12 protein-coding genes are annotated in these 16,971 nt (G+C 53.8%); 10 read left to right on the forward strand and 2 right to left on the reverse strand.

The features are described 5' to 3' along the window. The first annotated feature begins 17 nt into the window (after positions 1–17). Positions 18–1,418, forward strand: a complete 1,401-nt coding sequence (locus D3A97_RS10270) for a RagB/SusD family nutrient uptake outer membrane protein (RefSeq protein WP_119078256.1) — start codon at positions 18–20, stop codon at positions 1,416–1,418. 2 nt (positions 1,419–1,420) lie between these two features. Next, on the forward strand, positions 1,421–3,184 hold the full coding sequence (locus D3A97_RS10275; RefSeq protein ID WP_119078257.1) for a TlpA disulfide reductase family protein: 1,764 nt from the start codon (positions 1,421–1,423) through the stop codon (positions 3,182–3,184). A 68-nt stretch (positions 3,185–3,252) separates the two neighbouring features. Here the strand turns inward: D3A97_RS10275 and D3A97_RS10280 are convergent, their stop codons facing one another. Next, positions 3,253–6,171 carry a DUF2135 domain-containing protein gene (locus tag D3A97_RS10280; RefSeq protein WP_119078258.1) on the reverse strand — a complete coding sequence of 973 codons (2,919 nt, stop codon included), beginning with the start codon at positions 6,169–6,171 and terminating at the stop codon, positions 3,253–3,255. A 140-nt stretch (positions 6,172–6,311) separates the two neighbouring features. On the opposite strand from D3A97_RS10280, the gene D3A97_RS10285 reads away from it, so the two are divergent. The 5 genes from D3A97_RS10285 to D3A97_RS10305 all read left to right on the forward strand — a co-directional run bounded on the left by D3A97_RS10285 (position 6,312) and on the right by D3A97_RS10305 (position 10,119). After that, positions 6,312–6,875, forward strand: coding sequence for a hypothetical protein (locus tag D3A97_RS10285; RefSeq protein ID WP_157986467.1), 564 nt, complete (start codon positions 6,312–6,314; stop codon positions 6,873–6,875). Positions 6,876–6,968: 93 nt separating this feature from the next. Continuing rightward, complete coding sequence (locus D3A97_RS10290; RefSeq protein WP_119078260.1) at positions 6,969–7,241, forward strand: hypothetical protein; 273 nt, start codon at positions 6,969–6,971, stop codon at positions 7,239–7,241. A 22-nt stretch (positions 7,242–7,263) separates the two neighbouring features. Further along, positions 7,264–8,115 carry a hypothetical protein gene (locus D3A97_RS10295; RefSeq protein ID WP_157986468.1) on the forward strand — a complete coding sequence of 284 codons (852 nt, stop codon included), beginning with the start codon at positions 7,264–7,266 and terminating at the stop codon, positions 8,113–8,115. A gap of 4 nt (positions 8,116–8,119) precedes the next feature. Beyond that, positions 8,120–8,794, forward strand: a complete 675-nt coding sequence (locus D3A97_RS10300; protein WP_119078262.1) for a response regulator transcription factor — start codon at positions 8,120–8,122, stop codon at positions 8,792–8,794. A gap of 2 nt (positions 8,795–8,796) precedes the next feature. Then, the gene (locus tag D3A97_RS10305; RefSeq protein ID WP_119078263.1) at positions 8,797–10,119 is read left to right on the forward strand and encodes a sensor histidine kinase; all 1,323 of its coding nucleotides are present in this window, start codon (positions 8,797–8,799) and stop codon (positions 10,117–10,119) included. Between the two features lie 26 nt (positions 10,120–10,145). On the opposite strand, the gene D3A97_RS10310 is transcribed toward D3A97_RS10305, so the two are convergent. Continuing rightward, positions 10,146–11,045 (reverse strand): glutamate--tRNA ligase family protein, encoded by a 900-nt coding sequence (locus D3A97_RS10310; RefSeq protein WP_119078264.1) that lies wholly within the window; start codon positions 11,043–11,045, stop codon positions 10,146–10,148. A gap of 252 nt (positions 11,046–11,297) precedes the next feature. On the opposite strand from D3A97_RS10310, the gene D3A97_RS10315 reads away from it, so the two are divergent. The 3 genes from D3A97_RS10315 to D3A97_RS10325 all read left to right on the forward strand — a co-directional run bounded on the left by D3A97_RS10315 (position 11,298) and on the right by D3A97_RS10325 (position 16,965). Beyond that, positions 11,298–11,723, forward strand: a complete 426-nt coding sequence (locus D3A97_RS10315) for an SRPBCC family protein (protein WP_119078265.1) — start codon at positions 11,298–11,300, stop codon at positions 11,721–11,723. Between the two features lie 386 nt (positions 11,724–12,109). Further along, complete coding sequence (locus D3A97_RS10320; RefSeq protein ID WP_232825915.1) at positions 12,110–15,502, forward strand: SusC/RagA family TonB-linked outer membrane protein; 3,393 nt, start codon at positions 12,110–12,112, stop codon at positions 15,500–15,502. 11 nt (positions 15,503–15,513) lie between these two features. After that, positions 15,514–16,965, forward strand: coding sequence for a RagB/SusD family nutrient uptake outer membrane protein (locus D3A97_RS10325; RefSeq protein ID WP_119078521.1), 1,452 nt, complete (start codon positions 15,514–15,516; stop codon positions 16,963–16,965). Positions 16,966–16,971: the final 6 nt, after the last annotated feature.

Below are 16,971 nucleotides of genomic sequence, written 5' to 3' on the forward strand. Positions count from 1 at the left end.
GAATTAAAAGAATTGACATGAAGAATATTCATATTTTATTAATAGGGGTACTGCTCACGTCTGCCGCCGCCTGCAAAAAGTTTGTGGATACACCGGTACCTAAAAACGAGCTGGTGAGTGGCCTGGTGTTCAGTGACGATAAATCCGCCACGGCATCTGTAACAGGTATCTATTCCAACATGAATGCATTTAACTATCAGTACGCTAACATACTGATGAGTTACCTGAACGGGATGCTGGCCGGCGATGTGTACTATTTCTCTGCTTTTGCCAGCTATGATGTGTTCAAGTTCAACGAGCTGTTGCCAAGTAGCCAGTATGTAGAGACCATGTGGGGAAACCAATATGGTTTCATCTACCAGGCCAACTCCTGTATAGAAGGGCTTACAGGGGCGCAGGGCCTTACACCTGCCGTACGTTCGCAATTACTGGGCGAGGCCTATTTCGTTCGTGCTTTTATGCACTTTTACCTGGTGAACATGTATGGAGATGTACCCTTGATTACTTCCACCAACTACAAAGTGAATAACGTAAAGGCCCGCGAGAATACGGCAGTGGTATATGATACCATTATCAGTGACCTGAAGAAAGCTGAAAGCCTGATGGGGGCTGATTACCCCACCGGTAAACGCATCCGCCCCAACAAGGCCGCCGCTTCCGCGCTGCTGGCGCGTGCTTACCTGTATACCGGTAAATGGCCAGAAGCAGAAGCCGCCGCTAATGCCGTATTGACCAACGGACGGTATTCTTTGCTGCAAGACCTGAACAGCGTGTTTCTGGCAGACAGCAGGGAAGCGCTCTGGCAACTGCAGCCGGTGAATGTTGCCGGCGGCCGCAATACCTGGGAAGGCTTTGCCACCGTGCCAGCCACCGCTACGGGTACCGCTATTTTCCGCCTGGATTCTGTGAACCTGATCCATAAATTTGACACCACTACAGACCTCCGTTTCAAAAAATGGGTAGACAACCGTAAAGCCGCGGCTACCGGTAACATTGCTTATTATTTCCCGTACAAGTACAAGGTACGCACCAGCACTTCCTCCACCATCACGGAAAACTCCATGGTGATGCGCCTTGCCGAGCAGTTCCTCATCCGCGCGGAAGCCCGCATCCAGCAGGATAAACTGACGGAAGGCCGTTCAGACCTGGATTCCATCCGCCTCCGCGCCGGCCTCACCGCCCTGCCCACTTCGCTTGACAAACCAGCGTTGCTGCTGGCCACGGAAAAAGAAAGGCAACTGGAGCTGTTTGCGGAATGGGGCCACCGCTGGTTCGATCTGAAACGCACCGGCCGCGCGCCCGCGGTGCTGAAGCCCATCAAGGGAGACAAATGGCAGGATACGGACGTACTGTATCCTATCCCCGCAGCGGCCCGCTCTACTAATATTAACCTGACACAGAACCTAGGCTATAATTAATTATGAAGAAGATATCCGCTGTTTTGATCATATTGTTCACCTGCACCGCCGTACAGGCGCAGGTGAACATTGCTCCGCAATACCCGGAAAGAGGGCAAACTGTAACGGTTACCTATAGCCCCTCAAAACCGCAGCCCGGCCCCGTTACGCTGGTGTTCACCTATTCCAACTTTTACGACTTGCCGTGGAAGATGAACATGGAACAGCAGGGCAACCAGTGGGTGGCTTCCTTCAAACTGGCCAATTTTGCCACCTTTGCCACTTTCTACCTGCAAATGGGAGATGCTATTGTAAAGCCCGCGGCAGACAAACATTATGAAGTGGCGGTGTATAATAACAAAGTGCCCGTGGAAAACGGCAGCCTTTACAAAGGCTACAGCCTGGGCGCCCAACTGGGCAAATCCCCGCAATTGGGGGCCAGGCAGGCTGAACAGTATGAAGAAGAGCTGCGGCGCTTTCCGGACAATTACGAAGCCAAGCTGCGCCTGCTGCAATACAAGATCAGCAAGGCGCCAGACAGCGAAAAAGCGCAGCTCCGCGCGCAGGCGCACCAGGTCATTGCAGACAAGTTCAATTCCGCCCCTACCGTGGCGGGCAACATGAACAAGGTGACCATGGGCTACCTGATCATCGGTGAAAACAGCCGTCTGGACTCCATCCGTAAAGTAGTAGCGGAACGCTACCCGGAATCCGAACTGGGCCGCGACCTCTGGGCAGGCTTTGTTGCAAAAGGCAAAGACACCGCCCGGCAAATAGCCCTGTTTGAAGCAGCATTGAAAAAAGAGACCCCGCAGAACGCGGGCGGTTTCACCGCCATACACGACAAGCTGTTTGAATATTACGCCGCACAGAAGAACGGCCCCAAAGCCGCCTACCACGCACGCCGGGTAATAGAGCAGGATGAAAGCCCCTACAAGCCCACCGCGCTGAAAGGCATAGCGGAAACCCTGCTCAACAACGGTATTGTGCTGGATACGGCCCGCGCCTACGCCACGGAAGCACTGGCCTTGGCAGACAAGTTCCCCGCAGGCGTGATCCGCTTCTTCCCGGAAACCGGGTATATTTTTCCGCATGTGGATGACAGCACCCGCAAAGCCGTTACCGCCAAAGCAAAAGGCAACATGCTGGCCATCCTGGGCCTGATAGATATGCAGCAGGGCCGCCCGCAGGATGCTGATGCCCGCATGACGGAAGCCATGCAAACCTCTTCAGACAAGGAAACGCTTGACAATGTGGCGCTTTTTTTCACCCAAAGCGGCAATACCGCCCGCCTGAAAGAGCTGCAGGCATTGCGGGAAAAAGCCATGCAGGCCAAAGTAGCCGCCATGCGCAGTTCCCGGCCGGCGCCGGTGATGCAGTTCACAGATCTTAAAGGCAAACCGCTAAACCCCGCTACATTGAAAAACAAAGTGGTGGTGATAGACTTCTGGGCCACGTGGTGCATTCCCTGTATGGAAGAAATGCCCTACCTGCAGAAAGTGTATGACCAATACCGTAACAACAAGGATGTGGTGTTTATGGTAGTGAACAGCGGCGCCCGCAATACCCTGGCGGATGCACAAGGCTGGAGCGGCAACAAAAAATATACGTTCCCCGTGTATTACAATACAGACCCCAATGTGGGAGAGAAGTTCAAGTTCAACATCATTCCTGCTACCTACCTGATCGGGAAAGACGGCAACATCCAGTTCAGCAATATAGGGTATGAAGGGCCGGAAGTAGAAACAAAACTGAAATTGCAGATAGAGATGCTATTGAAAAACTAGGTGTTATCAATAAAAACCAAAAAGGGCGCCGGTGGTACCGGGCCCTTTTTTTGTTCACCCGCACTACATCAGAAACTGAAAGCCCCAATGAATACCCCTTCCTTACCCGCCGCGGGCATCTGCATGCAGATCACTTCCCGGTTTTCCTGCCCGGTAGCATAGCGGGTGTATATTTCCGCCATCACAGTGGTGGGGCCGGTAATGGTTACCTGGCTCTCACCAAAAAAGTTTACCGCTATTGTGTATTTCCCCTTTACTGCTTTTTTAAGCAGGAACTGCTCAGGCCCGTAGCCATCCGTAAAGTCGTTGCTGATGCGCCCGCCTGCGGATGTTCCGGGGTGGCTGTAGAAACATTTTTCGCCGTTGGGGTCTGTAACCCACAGGTCTATGTCCGTGTTCTTTTTATTCCAGTTGATCACCACCCGCACGTCTACCGGCATGGCCGCCACCAGCCGCTTGTCTATCCGGGAGGTGTTGAGGCGGTGTTTGTGCAGGCTGATAAGGTGATTGATTTCCGTGATGATGATCTCTTCAATGCCATCATCGCGGAAGGCGGCTTCGCGGGTGTAAGACTGCAGCAGAGTGCTGTACAGTGTGTCCAGCGCCTGCTGGTAAAAGCAGCCGTCTTCCAGCGCCAGGGCATAGTCCCGGTAGCTTTGCGGGTCCATGGGGCGCCATTCCAGTATTTTCCGGGTCACAAAGATCTCCTGTTCGTACTGTTTGTTTTCTTTCAGCTTATAGGCCATCAGTTTGTACAGCTCCGCGTTTTCCTGGTCAAGCTCCGCAATGCTGCTCAGAATGGTGAGTGCGGTATCTTTTTTATGCGCGTTGTAAAACCACGATGCAATGTCGAAGTAGAACAGCGGGGTAGCGGCGTACTCTTTTCTTTGCTGCAGGTAATGCTGGTAGGCAGTTGCAGCGCTGGCGCCTTCAAGGCCTTTCATGTATGCCTTGTCACTTTTGAACCGGGCGGTCTCTATGCTCACCTTTTGCACCGGTCTGGCCCTTGACGCTGTAACGTCTCTGGCTGCTACACCGCGGACCATTACCTGCTCTTCTGCTTTGGGGGCTTCTGCCCAGGTAACAGGCACGGGTGATGAAACGGCCCTGTCTTTGATCTCGGATTCCCGCATAGGCGCGCTGCGGCGCATGGCATTGGCTGACCGTTCCGAGGTCATGCGTGTTGCCGGTCTTGGGATGTTGCCGGCTATGCCTGTTGAGTCTGGCTGGGGAAAATGTTTTTTGGGTTTGAACACTTCGTTCCACCATTTCTTCAGTTCTGCTGTTTTGGCCACGGCCTTGTCCAGCAGGTTGTTCACATGGGTGGCCTGCTGCGCCCGCTGCTGTTTGGCAATGCGGTCACATTCCTGTTGCAGGTCAGGTGGCGGGGGAATGCCGTAATGCACATAATCCCACGCGGTTTCCAGCACCAGCAGGCTGGTGTTGCGGGTTACAATGCCGAACTGGCGGGATAAAAGGCCGATCTCTTCCTTGTGTTCCTCATACCGTATGTCCATTTCAGCAATTTTTTTCTGCGCCCAGATGCGGTGTACATTTACCATGGTAGCCGTGCCTGGCTTCAGTTGCACGGTTTGCTCCATTTCTACGGCGCCTGGCCGGTAGCCGTACTGCAGGGTGATGGAGGCGCTGCCGTTGTCTGTAATGCCGGCCACAGCAACGGCGCCATTTACCGGTGTGGGCAGGGAAGGATACACTTCGCGCACGGCATCGTTCTTTTTGATGCCAATGAAATGCAGCACTTCCTGTTCCAGTTGCCGCGCGGCTTCTTTTACGGAGAGCGTTTGCAGGTTGATGAACTGGCCGCCCGTTTGCGCGGCTATCCATTTAAGCTGGCTGTAGTCTGCCCGCGGCGCGGTTGTAATGCAATGAACGGGCTTTTGCAGCCTGATGTCTGGCGCGCTGAAAGTAGAAAGCCCGTCCGTAAAGAAAAGGTACTCATCTACCGCGGCGGGCCGCAGGGCGGCAAAGCTGGTGCCGCCATCGTACACCAGGTTTTGCAGCACTTTTTCCAGCGCCTTCCAGTTGCCCCGGGTAATAGTGAAGCTGCCGGCTTTGGTGAGGCGGTTGTTCAGCAATAGCAGTTCTATGGTGAGTTGCTGCTTTTCGTTGATGAGCTTGCCCAGCAGTTCCATTTCTTTCGCCCTGTCCCTTTTAAGCCCGCTGAGGGAAACGTCCCAGATCAGCCCGATGCGGTTGCCCAGCGCGCGTGGCCGGCTTTGGGCCTTTGGGTAGGCATTCACGAGGAAATAGTGGCTGCTGCCGGCCTTTTGCAGCAGAACTTCCGGCATGCTGGTGCTTTTGGGTAAATGAATGGTGAGCGGTTTATCCGGCTGATAATTGCTTTTATTGATTTCCGCTATATAGGTGTTGCCGTTGCCCCGGAATGTGAAGCTGCCATCTGGCTGCTCTTCCAGCTCGGGTTTGGTGAGCGTTTCCCACACGGTGGCTTTCAGGCTGAAGGAGGGGATGGCCTGCCGGTAGTCTAGCGGCAGGTGGTAGCGCTGGCCTTTCAGCTCTTCTTCATATCCGATCAATATGGTACGGGTACGGTTGGGAAGGAAAGGATAAATGCGGGTGCGGAAATTGTTGCCTTCCGTTTTTTCCAGCAGGCCCGGGTCTACCCGCCGTTGCTCAATGCTCTCGAAAGTTTCTGTTGCCTTCCGTTTTTCTACCGGCACGGCTTCCCGCATGTGCCCGTTAATGTCCAGTGCATAGCGGCTCACGGTAACGCCTTCGGGCAGTGGAAAGGATAGTTCGCCTTCCAGTACTTTGCTGCCATTGTTCCTGAACTGCATGGTCATCACCGTGGTGGCAATGTTACCTGTTACCTGTACATCTACTTTCAGGGATTGCAGGGTTACCGCATTGGCTGAAGCAGGTTCTTTTACTTTTAATACGGGCATCTGGGCCATTGCTGGCACGGTTGCCAGCAGCATCAGTACGGCCAGTCGGAGAGCGCTGATCATAAGCTGTTTTTCAGCAGGATGCTGAAAGTTGCATTATTCCATAATTAAGCAGGTCTTTTTTCCTGTTTTCATGTTCGCTTCATCTTCGGGCAATAGTTTTGTTTTGTCAATAAAAAATTATTAACCATCAATCTAGAATTATGAAAACGAAAGGATGCATGTTCATCGCCTTGATCATTTCAGGCGCCGCCTTCGGGCAGCAGGTAACCGTAAAGCAGGAGCAATCTGTGAAAGCGGAAGGCAAAGTGCGGGCAAGGCATGCCTCGGCGCAAGCGGGGGCCCAGTCAGACAATAAAGCGGAAGGCAACGTAAATGGCATTGGGCAGGGCAACCAGGACGCTGGCAGCGCCTCCGGGCAGGGAACAGTGGCAGTGAACACCGCCGGCCCAACCGCCAACACGGCTTTGCAACAGGCTTCCAACGCCATCTTGCGGGATGGCATTGCGGTGGCATCGTCTTCAGAGGCCGCAACAAATGCGGAAGCCGCTCCCGGGCAGCAGCTGCAAACCGCGGCTATGGAGGCTACCGCCAACACCGCGCAACAGCTGCAGGTGGTTAATGACCGGTTAATAAAAACCGGCGCCGCGGGTAAAAATGCCGCGGCCAGCCTGAACGCCACGGCCAATAACGCGTTAAAGATCAAGGCCATGCCGGTGAAAATTAATACCCGTGTGATCAGCGCTGCCGGCCTCAGCTTATTCTGATGTTAAGATCTGGACGGATTTTTGCCGGTAACCACCGGCAGAAATCTGTTATTTTTATACCGGATGGGGAAAAGTTTATTATATCAGCTAGTGATGTTGCTGGCCGTTATGGCGGCCGGGCCCGCCTTTGCGGGAGAGCAGGTGCATATGCGTGTGCCGCTGCCGGTAGTGGATTCCATACCGCCGAAACCGGCTAAACCTGTTGAAAAACCGCAGGATGATGTTAAACCGCCTGATATCATTAAGGAAGTACCTAAATCGAGACGTAAATTGAAGCCTATTGCCGTACCGGCGCCTTTGCCGGTGAAGCCGATCAAGATCATCAGGCCGAAAGTTATCAAACGCACCGTGGGTTTGATCGGTTGAACCATATTAATGAACTACTGACATGAGATATGTCCTGATATTATTGATGCTATGGGCCTGCACCGTTTCCGCCTATGCGCAGACAGACAGTGCGCAGGCCTCCGGGAACAAGACCACTTTCACCCTTGGCGCCGTATATGCCAACAATGCCAATTACTACGGGCAGAAGGCGGAAGAAAAAATGCCTTACGTGGCAGCCAGCGCTGCACTGCGTTTCCGCTCCGGCATATACTTTACCGGGGTGGCTTACCGCTTGCTGAACGATTCAGGTGCTGTTGTATCTGCCGGCAGCGCAGGAGCAGGCATTGCCTTCAACCTGTCCAAAAAACTGGTGGCTGACCTGAGCTATAATTACACCTTCTATCCGGCCCACTCCCCGTTTCTGCAGGCCGCCAGCCCGCACAGCGCCGGCGCCTCCCTGCAGTACGAGTACTGGATGACCACCGGGCTGAACCTGGATTACAATTTCGGCAAACAGCAGGATGCCTTTGTAACGCTCAGTACGGAAAAAATGATCAGCCTGTTCAGCCTGGCCAAAGGGAAAGACCTGGTAACGCTCACACCGGCTATTGACGTAACGGCTGGTACCCAGCATTTTTATGAAACGTACATAACAGAGAAAAGATGGAGAGATAGCCTGCTGGGCGTGCCCCTGCCACCCGTGCTGAACCTGCCGGGCAGTACGGAAACCGCCACCAGGGAAACTTCCCGCTTCAGTATGCTTTCCTACAACCTAAGGGTACCGCTAGCCTACAACCGCGCTCATTATATGATAGAAGCCGCCTACCAGCTGTCTGTTCTGGATAAAAATGCGGAATCGGCCGGCGGTACTGCCAATTCTTTTTTTAATCTTAGTGTTTATTACCAGTTCTGATAGTATGAAGGTGCTGATAATAGAAGACGAAAGGTCCATGGCTTTGGAAATGGAAGCGTTCCTGAAACGGTCTTTCTATATATGCGATCTTGCTTTCACGGCCCGGCAGGGCCTGGAAAAAATGGAAGAGAGCCAATATGACTTTATTTTGCTGGACCTCGGCCTGCCGGATATAGACGGCCTGCAACTGCTGCAAGCCGCCCGGAAAAACTGCCCGGACGCTTCCTGCATCATCCTGTCCGCCCGCGGCCAGCTGGAAGACCGCATCAAGGGGCTTGACCTGGGTGCTGACGATTACCTGCCCAAACCTTTTTCCTTGCTGGAGCTGCAATCACGCATGCAGGCGGTTGCCCGCAGAAAGTTCGGCCTGCGGGAAGATACCGTTCCTCTGGGAGATTTCAGGGTAGACCTGCATAAACGGCTGGTGTTTTTTGAAGAAACGGAAATAGAGCTGTCCAGGAAAGAGTTTGACCTGCTCAGCTATATGCTGCTGCATAAAAACAGGCCGCTCACCCGCATGCAGCTGGGCGAGCATATCTGGGGTAATTTTGCTGATGATGATTATGATTCCAATTATATAGATGTGCATATCAAGAACATCCGGAAAAAGCTGTCTGCCTTTTCTTCTGTGGAATGGTTGCAAACCCTCCGCAGCATCGGTTATAAAATAAAGCTCTGAGCGTGAAACTATTTACCAAACTCACCCTTTTCATCACGCTTTCCAAACTGGCAATAGTGGTGCTGTTCGTACTGCTGCTGCCTTTCCTTGTTAATACCATCGCCTATCAGTATAACGATTTTTACCTGAAGGAACAGAAGAAAAAGGTGCTGGACGTGATCGCGGAAAATGGTATTGACACGTACCTGCAGGGAGAAGAGAATTACGGCGGGTACACCATGCTGAAAGAAGAATATATCTCTTTGGAGCCGGCCGGCCAGATCGTATTGCCGGATACTATTGCCACCCTGCGGCGGGTGGTGGAAGAAGATACGCTCACTTACCGCGTGTTGAGCCATGTGTTTGATTATGGCGGCCACCGTTATGTATTGGAAGTTGGGAAAACGACCGCCACCATCGGGCAGTATAACAGGCCGTTGCAGAAAATGGCCCTCTATGTGCTGATCGGCCTGATGGTCAGCACTATTCTCATAGACCTGGTTTACACCCGCCTGCTCTTGCGCCCCCTCGGCATCATCATCAAGAACCGGTTGCTGCACCGGCGCTTCCCCTTCAGGGACAATAGCCCGCCCATCCGCACCACCACGGTTGACTTTCGGTACCTCGACGAGTCTCTCGTGGAGCTGATGGGCAAGGTGCGGGAAGCATTTGAAAAGGAGCGTGAGTTTACCTCCAATGCCTCGCATGAGCTGATGACGCCCATCGGCATCCTGCAAAATAAAATGGAGAACCTGATGATAGACGGTGAGTTGGGAGAGGAGCTGCAGCAAAAGATCATGGGGATGATGAAAACCCTGGGCCGCCTGAAAAAAATAGTGCATTCCCTGCTGTTGATCTCCCGTATCGAAAACGACCAGTTCTCAAAATCGGACAGCTTCCGGATGCAGGAGCTGGTGCAGGAAGTGATGGACGAACTGGATCACCGCCTGGAAGAAAAAAACCTGCGGTCCGGCATCCGGATAACGGCGGGCGTAACCCTGCAGCACCTTAACCGGGACCTTATTTTCCAACTGGTATATAACCTTGTTAATAATGCCATCCGCTACAACAAACCTGGCGGCAGCATTGCGGTATATGACCAACAGGCGCCGGGAGGCCTCTACCGGCTTACTATCGCGGACACGGGTATAGGTATTCCGGCGGCGGAGCAGGAGGCTATTTTTAACCGCTTTAAAAAGGTAGTAAAGAATGAGAACGAGGGTTACGGCCTGGGGCTTTCGATTGTAAATACCATTGCGCAGTACCATGGTATTGGTGTGGAGGTGGTATCTGAGGAGGGTGCAGGTACGGAGTTTACGTTGGTGTTCCCCCTGGAAGCAACCTGATGAGAACAGCGCGGCGGAATGTCCGTTTACAAAACAGTTCCCGCTTCCGGCAATAACCCCGTCAGGTCTTCAAAACTGCCGGCCACCGCCCCCGGCCGCAGCCGCCCCGCAATCATGGTATAAATATCCCGAGGCGCTTTTCCCTGTTTTTTCCAGTATTGTACAGACGTGGCGCCTGCGGACTTGGACATTTTCTGGTCTGACGTTTCCAGCAGCAGGGGGTGATGGTAAAACACGCAGTCTGCAAAACGGCTGCCGGGCAGCAGGGCAGACAGGTACAACTGCGCCAGGGTGGACGGCCAGAGGTCTTGGCCCCGTACCACCAGGTCTATACCGAAATGCTGGTCATCTATCACGGACGCCAGTTGATAAGCCGGGTAACCGTCTTTCTTCCTTACTACAAAATCCCTCATGTCTGCCGGCAGCACGGCCTCCGTTATTGTGCCGGACAGGGTGCGCACCAGCAACGGCTGTTCATGGTGCGTACGCAACCGCCAGGCTGCGCCGGGCGTACTCAGCGGAATGTTCTTGTGGCGGCAGGTGCCGGGGTAACCGCCGTCCAAACTGGCGCGTGTTATCTGCGTTCTGGAACAGTTGCAGGCAAACACATGTTCTTTGAGATGCTCCAGCGCGGCGTTGTACAGGGGCATGCGGTGAACCTGCGAGTAGCGGGCCTGGAACTCCCCGTAACCGGAGGGGCCTTCCGTCCATGGAATATCAAGAAAACGAAGGGTGTCGAAAATATCTTCCACGTAGTCCTTCTCTGCCCGCTGCTGGTCAAGGTCATCTATCCTTAACAGGATGCCGGCATTTGTTTGCCGCGCCAGCGCGGCGGTTACGGCAAAGGAGAATACATTGCCCAGGTGGAGGAAGCCGCTGGGCGTGGGGGCTATTCTTGTTTTTGAAAAAGTCCGTTGCTGCTCCATGGCCCGCAAAATACGTTTTCAGCGCGAAAATCAGCAGTAGCTGGCATCGTCATCTCCAAATGCATTCCTGCAACGCAGGCAGTGGCACCAGGCGTACTTTTTTCAAACGCCGGAGTGGCCTGTTTCCCGCTACCGGTCTTTGTCGGAAAATGCCTCCAGTTTGTCGTATTCACACATCGCCGTTCAGGAACAAAGGGTCTACATTTGTACTGTCAGCAACAAACACACATTCACACACTAACAAGATCAACAATGGAAACTAAAAAAAGAACTGAGATCACCATTGAAGCGCTGGTACAGGCGCCCATAGAAAAAGTATGGCAATATTTCAACGAGCCTGAACATATCATGCAGTGGGCCTTTGCGTCTGAAGACTGGCATGCGCCCGCTTCCTCCAACGACCTGCGGCCCGGCGGCAAGTTCAGCACCACCATGGCGGCTAAAGACGGCAGCTTCAGCTTTGACTTTGGCGGTGTCTATTCCGACGTGCAAAAACATCAGCGCATTGCTTATGAAATGAGTGACGGCCGCAAGGTGAAAGTGACCTTTGCCCCGGAAGGCGGCGGCATAAAAGTGGTGCAGGCCTTTGAGGCGGAAGATGAGAACCCCGTTGAAATGCAGCGCGAAGGTTGGCAGACCATCCTCAACAACTTCAAGAAACATACGGAAACGAAATAATAGACCGGAAACTCAACTTCCGCCAGGGCCGCCTCCACCGGGGCGGCCCTCTTTTACGTCCAGCGCTCCGCAGGGCCGCCGGATGTAGCAGCAAAACCGCGGAGCTTCGTTATTCTCTTCCCGCCTTCCCTTGTTCCCATTAACAATTATGATCATGCATGCTCCCGGACGGAAAGTTCGCCCCCTTGCGGCTGCCCGCTCATAAAAAACACGCCCCAAAAGAAAAAACAATGATTTTAATTGTGTAACTTAATTACTGTTTAAGGTGCATCACGCATCAGCTCAAATTGTCTGTTAAACTCAACGTGTAGGACCAGCTTCGTCGATGATTGTTTGAGCTGCTGACCTGTCAACCAGATCGTAACACATATAACACATGTATGCCCATGCATTTAATGCTACACACCTATTCCTTCCGGGGGTGGTTTTCCAGGTTCCCGGTGATGTTTATCCTGTTGCCCGCACTTACCTTCACCTCCGCTGATACCCACGCTGCAACAGTACCCGTCACCTTCCAGGAAAGCCCGCGGCAATCCCAGGCCCGCGGCCGCGTAATTGATGCGGATGATGGTACCCCGCTGCCGGGGGTAACGGTAGAGAACCTGGTGAACCGTAAAGGGATACTGACCGATGCATCGGGCAATTTTGCACTGGAAGCCAGCGCCGGAGACAGCATTCGTTTTTCTTATATCGGTAAAAAACCGCTGGTAGCCGTTTTCCGCGGGCAGGAGATGAACATCCAGCTGGCCCGCCAGGAGGGGCAGCTGTCTGAAGTAGTGGTAACCGGGTTCCAGGATGTAGACAAACGCAAGTTTGCAGGGGCCGCCGTTACCCTCAAGGCGGACGATGTGAAGATGGACGGTGTGGTAGACCTGAGCCGCATGCTGGAAGGCCGCGCCGCCGGCGTGTCTGTACAGAACGTATCTGGCTCCTTTGGGGCTGCGCCCAAATTGCGCGTAAGGGGCGCCACTTCCATTAACGGGGATAATAAACCGCTGTGGGTGGTAGACAATGTGGTGCTGGAAGATATCATCAACATTTCTAACGACCAGCTTTCCAGCGGAGACCCCACCACCTTGCTGGGCTCCGCCGTTGCCGGCCTCAATGCCAACGACATTGAGAGCTTTGCCATACTGAAAGACGCCGCCGCCACCGCCCTCTACGGCGCCCGCGCCATGAACGGGGTAGTGGTGATCACCACCAAAAAAGGGCGGGTAGGCAAGCCGCTGGTAACCTACACCGGCAATTTCAGCACCCAGCTTAAACCCAACTACGCGGAGTACAACATCATGAACTCTTCCCAGCAAATGTCCGTACTGGCGGAGCTGTACCGCAAGGGAGAGCTGAACGCCAGCATACTGGACCGGGCAGACAACGGGGTGTTCGGTAAAATGTATGAAAGCACCATGCAGGATGCTACCGGCAACTACCCCGTACCCAACACGCCGGAAGGCCGGGCGGCTTTCCTGAAACGGTATGCGCTGGCCAATACAGACTGGTTTGACCTCCTGTTCCGCAATAATTTCATGCAGGAGCATTCCCTGGCCGTTTCTTTCGGTACAGACAAATCGCAGTCCTACTTCTCCACCAGCTACTTCGGTGATAACGGCTGGACGGTGGCAGACCGGGTAAACCGCTATACCCTCAACTTCCGCAATACCTACAAGTTTTCAGACCGCCTTACCGTAGGTTTTTCTACCCTGGCCTCCGTGCGCCAGCAAAGAGCCCCCGGCTCGCTGGGCAGGCAGACCAACCCGGTAGAAGGCCGGTACGACAGGGATTTTGACATCAACCCCTTCAGCTACGCCCTCAACACCAGCCGCACCCTCACCGCTTACGACGGGCGCGGCGGCCGGGAATACTTCCGGCGTAACTTTGCGCCCTTCAACATCCTGACGGAGCTGGAAAACAATTACCTGGACATTAACGTGGCAGACCTGCGCCTGCAGGGTGAGCTGGCTTACAAGATCACCAAATCGCTGAAGTACGAGTTTACCGGGGCGCTGCGGTACGTGAAGTCTTCCCGCGAGCACCAGATCACAGAGAATGCCAACATGGCCAATGCCTACCGCGCCGCCGGCAACTCTACCATCCGGAACAATAACAAGTTCCTCTACCGGGACCCGGAGAACCCCGAGGCCGAGCCGGAAGTAGTGCTGCCGCAGGGCGGTTTTTATAACAGAACGGAAGATCAGCTGGTGAACTATGATTTCAGGAACAGCCTCAACTTTGTGAAACCCTTCAACAGCGTACATGCCCTCAACCTGCTGGGCGGCATGCAGGTAAAATCCGCGGACCGGCAGAATTTCTCCAGCACAGGTTATGGCTACCAATACAACAACGGCGGCGTGCCGTTCGTAGACTACCGCATATTGAAGCAAACCATTGAGCGCAATTTCCCGTATTATGGTATGAGCAAGGATTATGACAGGTTTGTGGCATTTTATGGCTCCGCCGGTTATACTTACAACAGCAAATACAACTTTACAGGTACGGTGCGGTACGATGGCTCCAACCGCCTGGGCAAATCCCGCAATGCGCGTTGGCTGCCTACCTGGAGCCTGGCCGGTTCCTGGAACGTAGACAGCGAGCCGTTCATGCAAAACCTTACCTGGATGGATTACCTGACGCTGCGCGCCTCTTACGGGCTTACCGCCAGTATGGGGCCGGCTACCAACTCCAGCATCGTGTTGCGCAACATCAATACCAACAGGCCTTTCCTCACAGAAGTGGAATCAGTGATCCAGCTGGCCAACCTGGAAAACTCCGAGCTTACCTGGGAAAAATCCTATACGGCCAACGCTGGCCTGGATGCCGGCCTCTTCAAATCAAAGGTGAACCTGAGCCTGGACGTTTACCAGCGTAAAGGCTTTGACCTCATCAGCCTCATCCGCACCTCCGGCATTGGCGGTGAACCGGAAAAGGCCGCCAATTACGCCGATATGGAATCTTACGGTGCGGAAGTGCTGATTGGCGGGCAGGTGATCAAACGCCGGGATTGGGGCTGGCGCACCAACCTCACCTTCGGGTACAATGAGAACCAGATCACCAATGCCCGCAACCGCCCCCGTATTTTTGACCTCGTAATTGCCGAAGGCGGCAACCGGCAGGGCTATCCTGTACGCAGCCTGTTCTCCCTGAACTTCAAGGGGCTTGATCACAATACCGGCGTACCCCTGTTCGTGGACGAAACAGGCAAAGCGTCCAGCGCCGTGTTCCTGCAGGATTTTAATGTAGGACACCTGGTGTATGAAGGCCCGGTAGACCCCACTATTACCGGCGGTTTCTCCAATACCTTCAACTACAAGGCCTTTTCGCTGAACATTTTCATTACCTACCAGGCCGGTAACAAGATCCGCCTGTACCCCGCGTTCCGTACGTCTTACACAGACCTGGACGCCATGCCCAAAGAATTTTTTGACCGCTGGGTGATGCCGGGAGATGAACAATACACCAACGTGCCCTCCATCCTCGGCGCCTTTGAGCAAAGCCGGCTGGACGGGGCTTATCCTTACAACAACTACAACTATTCTACAGAGCGGGTGGCAAAAGGAGACTTTATCAGGCTGAAAACCGTATCGCTCAGCTATCAGCTGGCGCCGTCGCTGCTGAACCGGATCAGGATGAACAGCGCCAGCATCACCGCTGCCGCCACGAACCCCTGGCTGATATACGCAGACCCGAAGCTGAAGGGCCAGGACCCGGAATTTTTTAACTCCGGCGGCGTGGCCCTGCCCATTCAAAAACAATTCACCCTTTCCCTGAAAGTGGGCATATAATGATATATACCATGAAGAAACTGTTTATATACATCACTGCTGGTTTAACGCTCACGGCCGGGGGCTGTAAAAAATTCCTGGAGCAGCCGCCTGATAACAGGGCGGAGCTGAACACGCCGGAGCAGGTTGCCCAGCTGCTGGGTACCGCCTACCCGCAGGGGAACTATATGGCCTTTGCGGAATCTTCTTCAGATAACATGGCAGATAAAGGGGCCGGTGAAATGGACCTCACCATCTCTGACCCGTACCATTTTATCAATGTGCGCGAAGACGAGCAAGACAGCCCGGAAAACTACTGGAACTCCTGCTATGCCGCTATTGCCGTGGCCAACCTGGCGCTGGAAACCATCAACACGGCCGCCAATCAGCAAGCCTATGCGGCGCAAAAGGGAGAAGCGCTGCTGGCCAGGGCCTATGCGCATTTTATGCTGGTCAATTTTTTTGCCGAAACCTATGACCCCGCTACGGCCGCATCCAAGCCGGGCATTCCCTATGTTACCATGCCTGAAAAAGTGGTGATCCAGCAATATGAACGAAAAACGGTGGCCTATGTATATGAAATGATCGAGAAAGACCTGCTGGCCGGCCTCCCGTTAATAGATGATACCAAATACAAGGTGCCTTCCTATCATTTCACCCGGGTGGCCGCCAATGCTTTTGCCACCCGCTTTTACCTGTTCAAGCGGGATTATACCAAAACGGTGGAGTATGCAAACCTGGTGTTTGCCAATGGCAACGTAGTCAACATGCTGCGCCCCTGGAACACGGTGTATAAAACCAAAACCTACCAGGAGCTATGGGCGCTCTATGCCAAAGCCACAGAGCCGGCTAACCTGCTGCTGGTGGAAACAGTGTCCTGGTGGGGGCGCAACTATTTCACGAACCGCTATGGCTTCACGTCCGCCAAGCGGGACCAGATACTGGGCGCCAACGTAACAGGCGGGCCCTGGGCCTTCCGCAACCACGTGTACACACAGGGTGTATTGAACTACATGATGCCCAAGGTGAACGAACATTTTGTGCGCAATTCCGTGAATGCGAACATTGGCACCGGCTATGTGGTAGTGCCCCTTTTTACGGCGGAAGAAGTGCTGTTCAACCGTGCCGAGGCTTATGTCTACCTCAATAACACCACGGCCGCGCTGGCAGACCTGAACACCTATGCCGCCACCCGCATAGATGATTACAATGCCGCCAACCATACCATCACCGCTAACAGGATCAGGCTGTTCTACGGCATCAACGATCCGCAAACGGGCATCCTGCGCACAATAATAGATTTTAAAAGGGCGGAATATGTACAGGAAGGCATGCGCTGGTTTGACATTCTGCGGTACCGGATACCGGTTACCCATTCGTTTACAGATGCGGCGCCGGACATACTCATGGGAGACGATCCCCGCAGGTTGTTCCAGATACCGCAATCCGCTTCCCAGTCAGGCATAGAACCCAATCCCCGGTAATAAAAA

It is taken from the genome of Chitinophaga alhagiae (genome assembly GCF_003568665.1).
In the GTDB taxonomy this organism is placed as follows: Bacteria; Bacteroidota; Bacteroidia; order Chitinophagales; family Chitinophagaceae; genus Chitinophaga; species Chitinophaga alhagiae.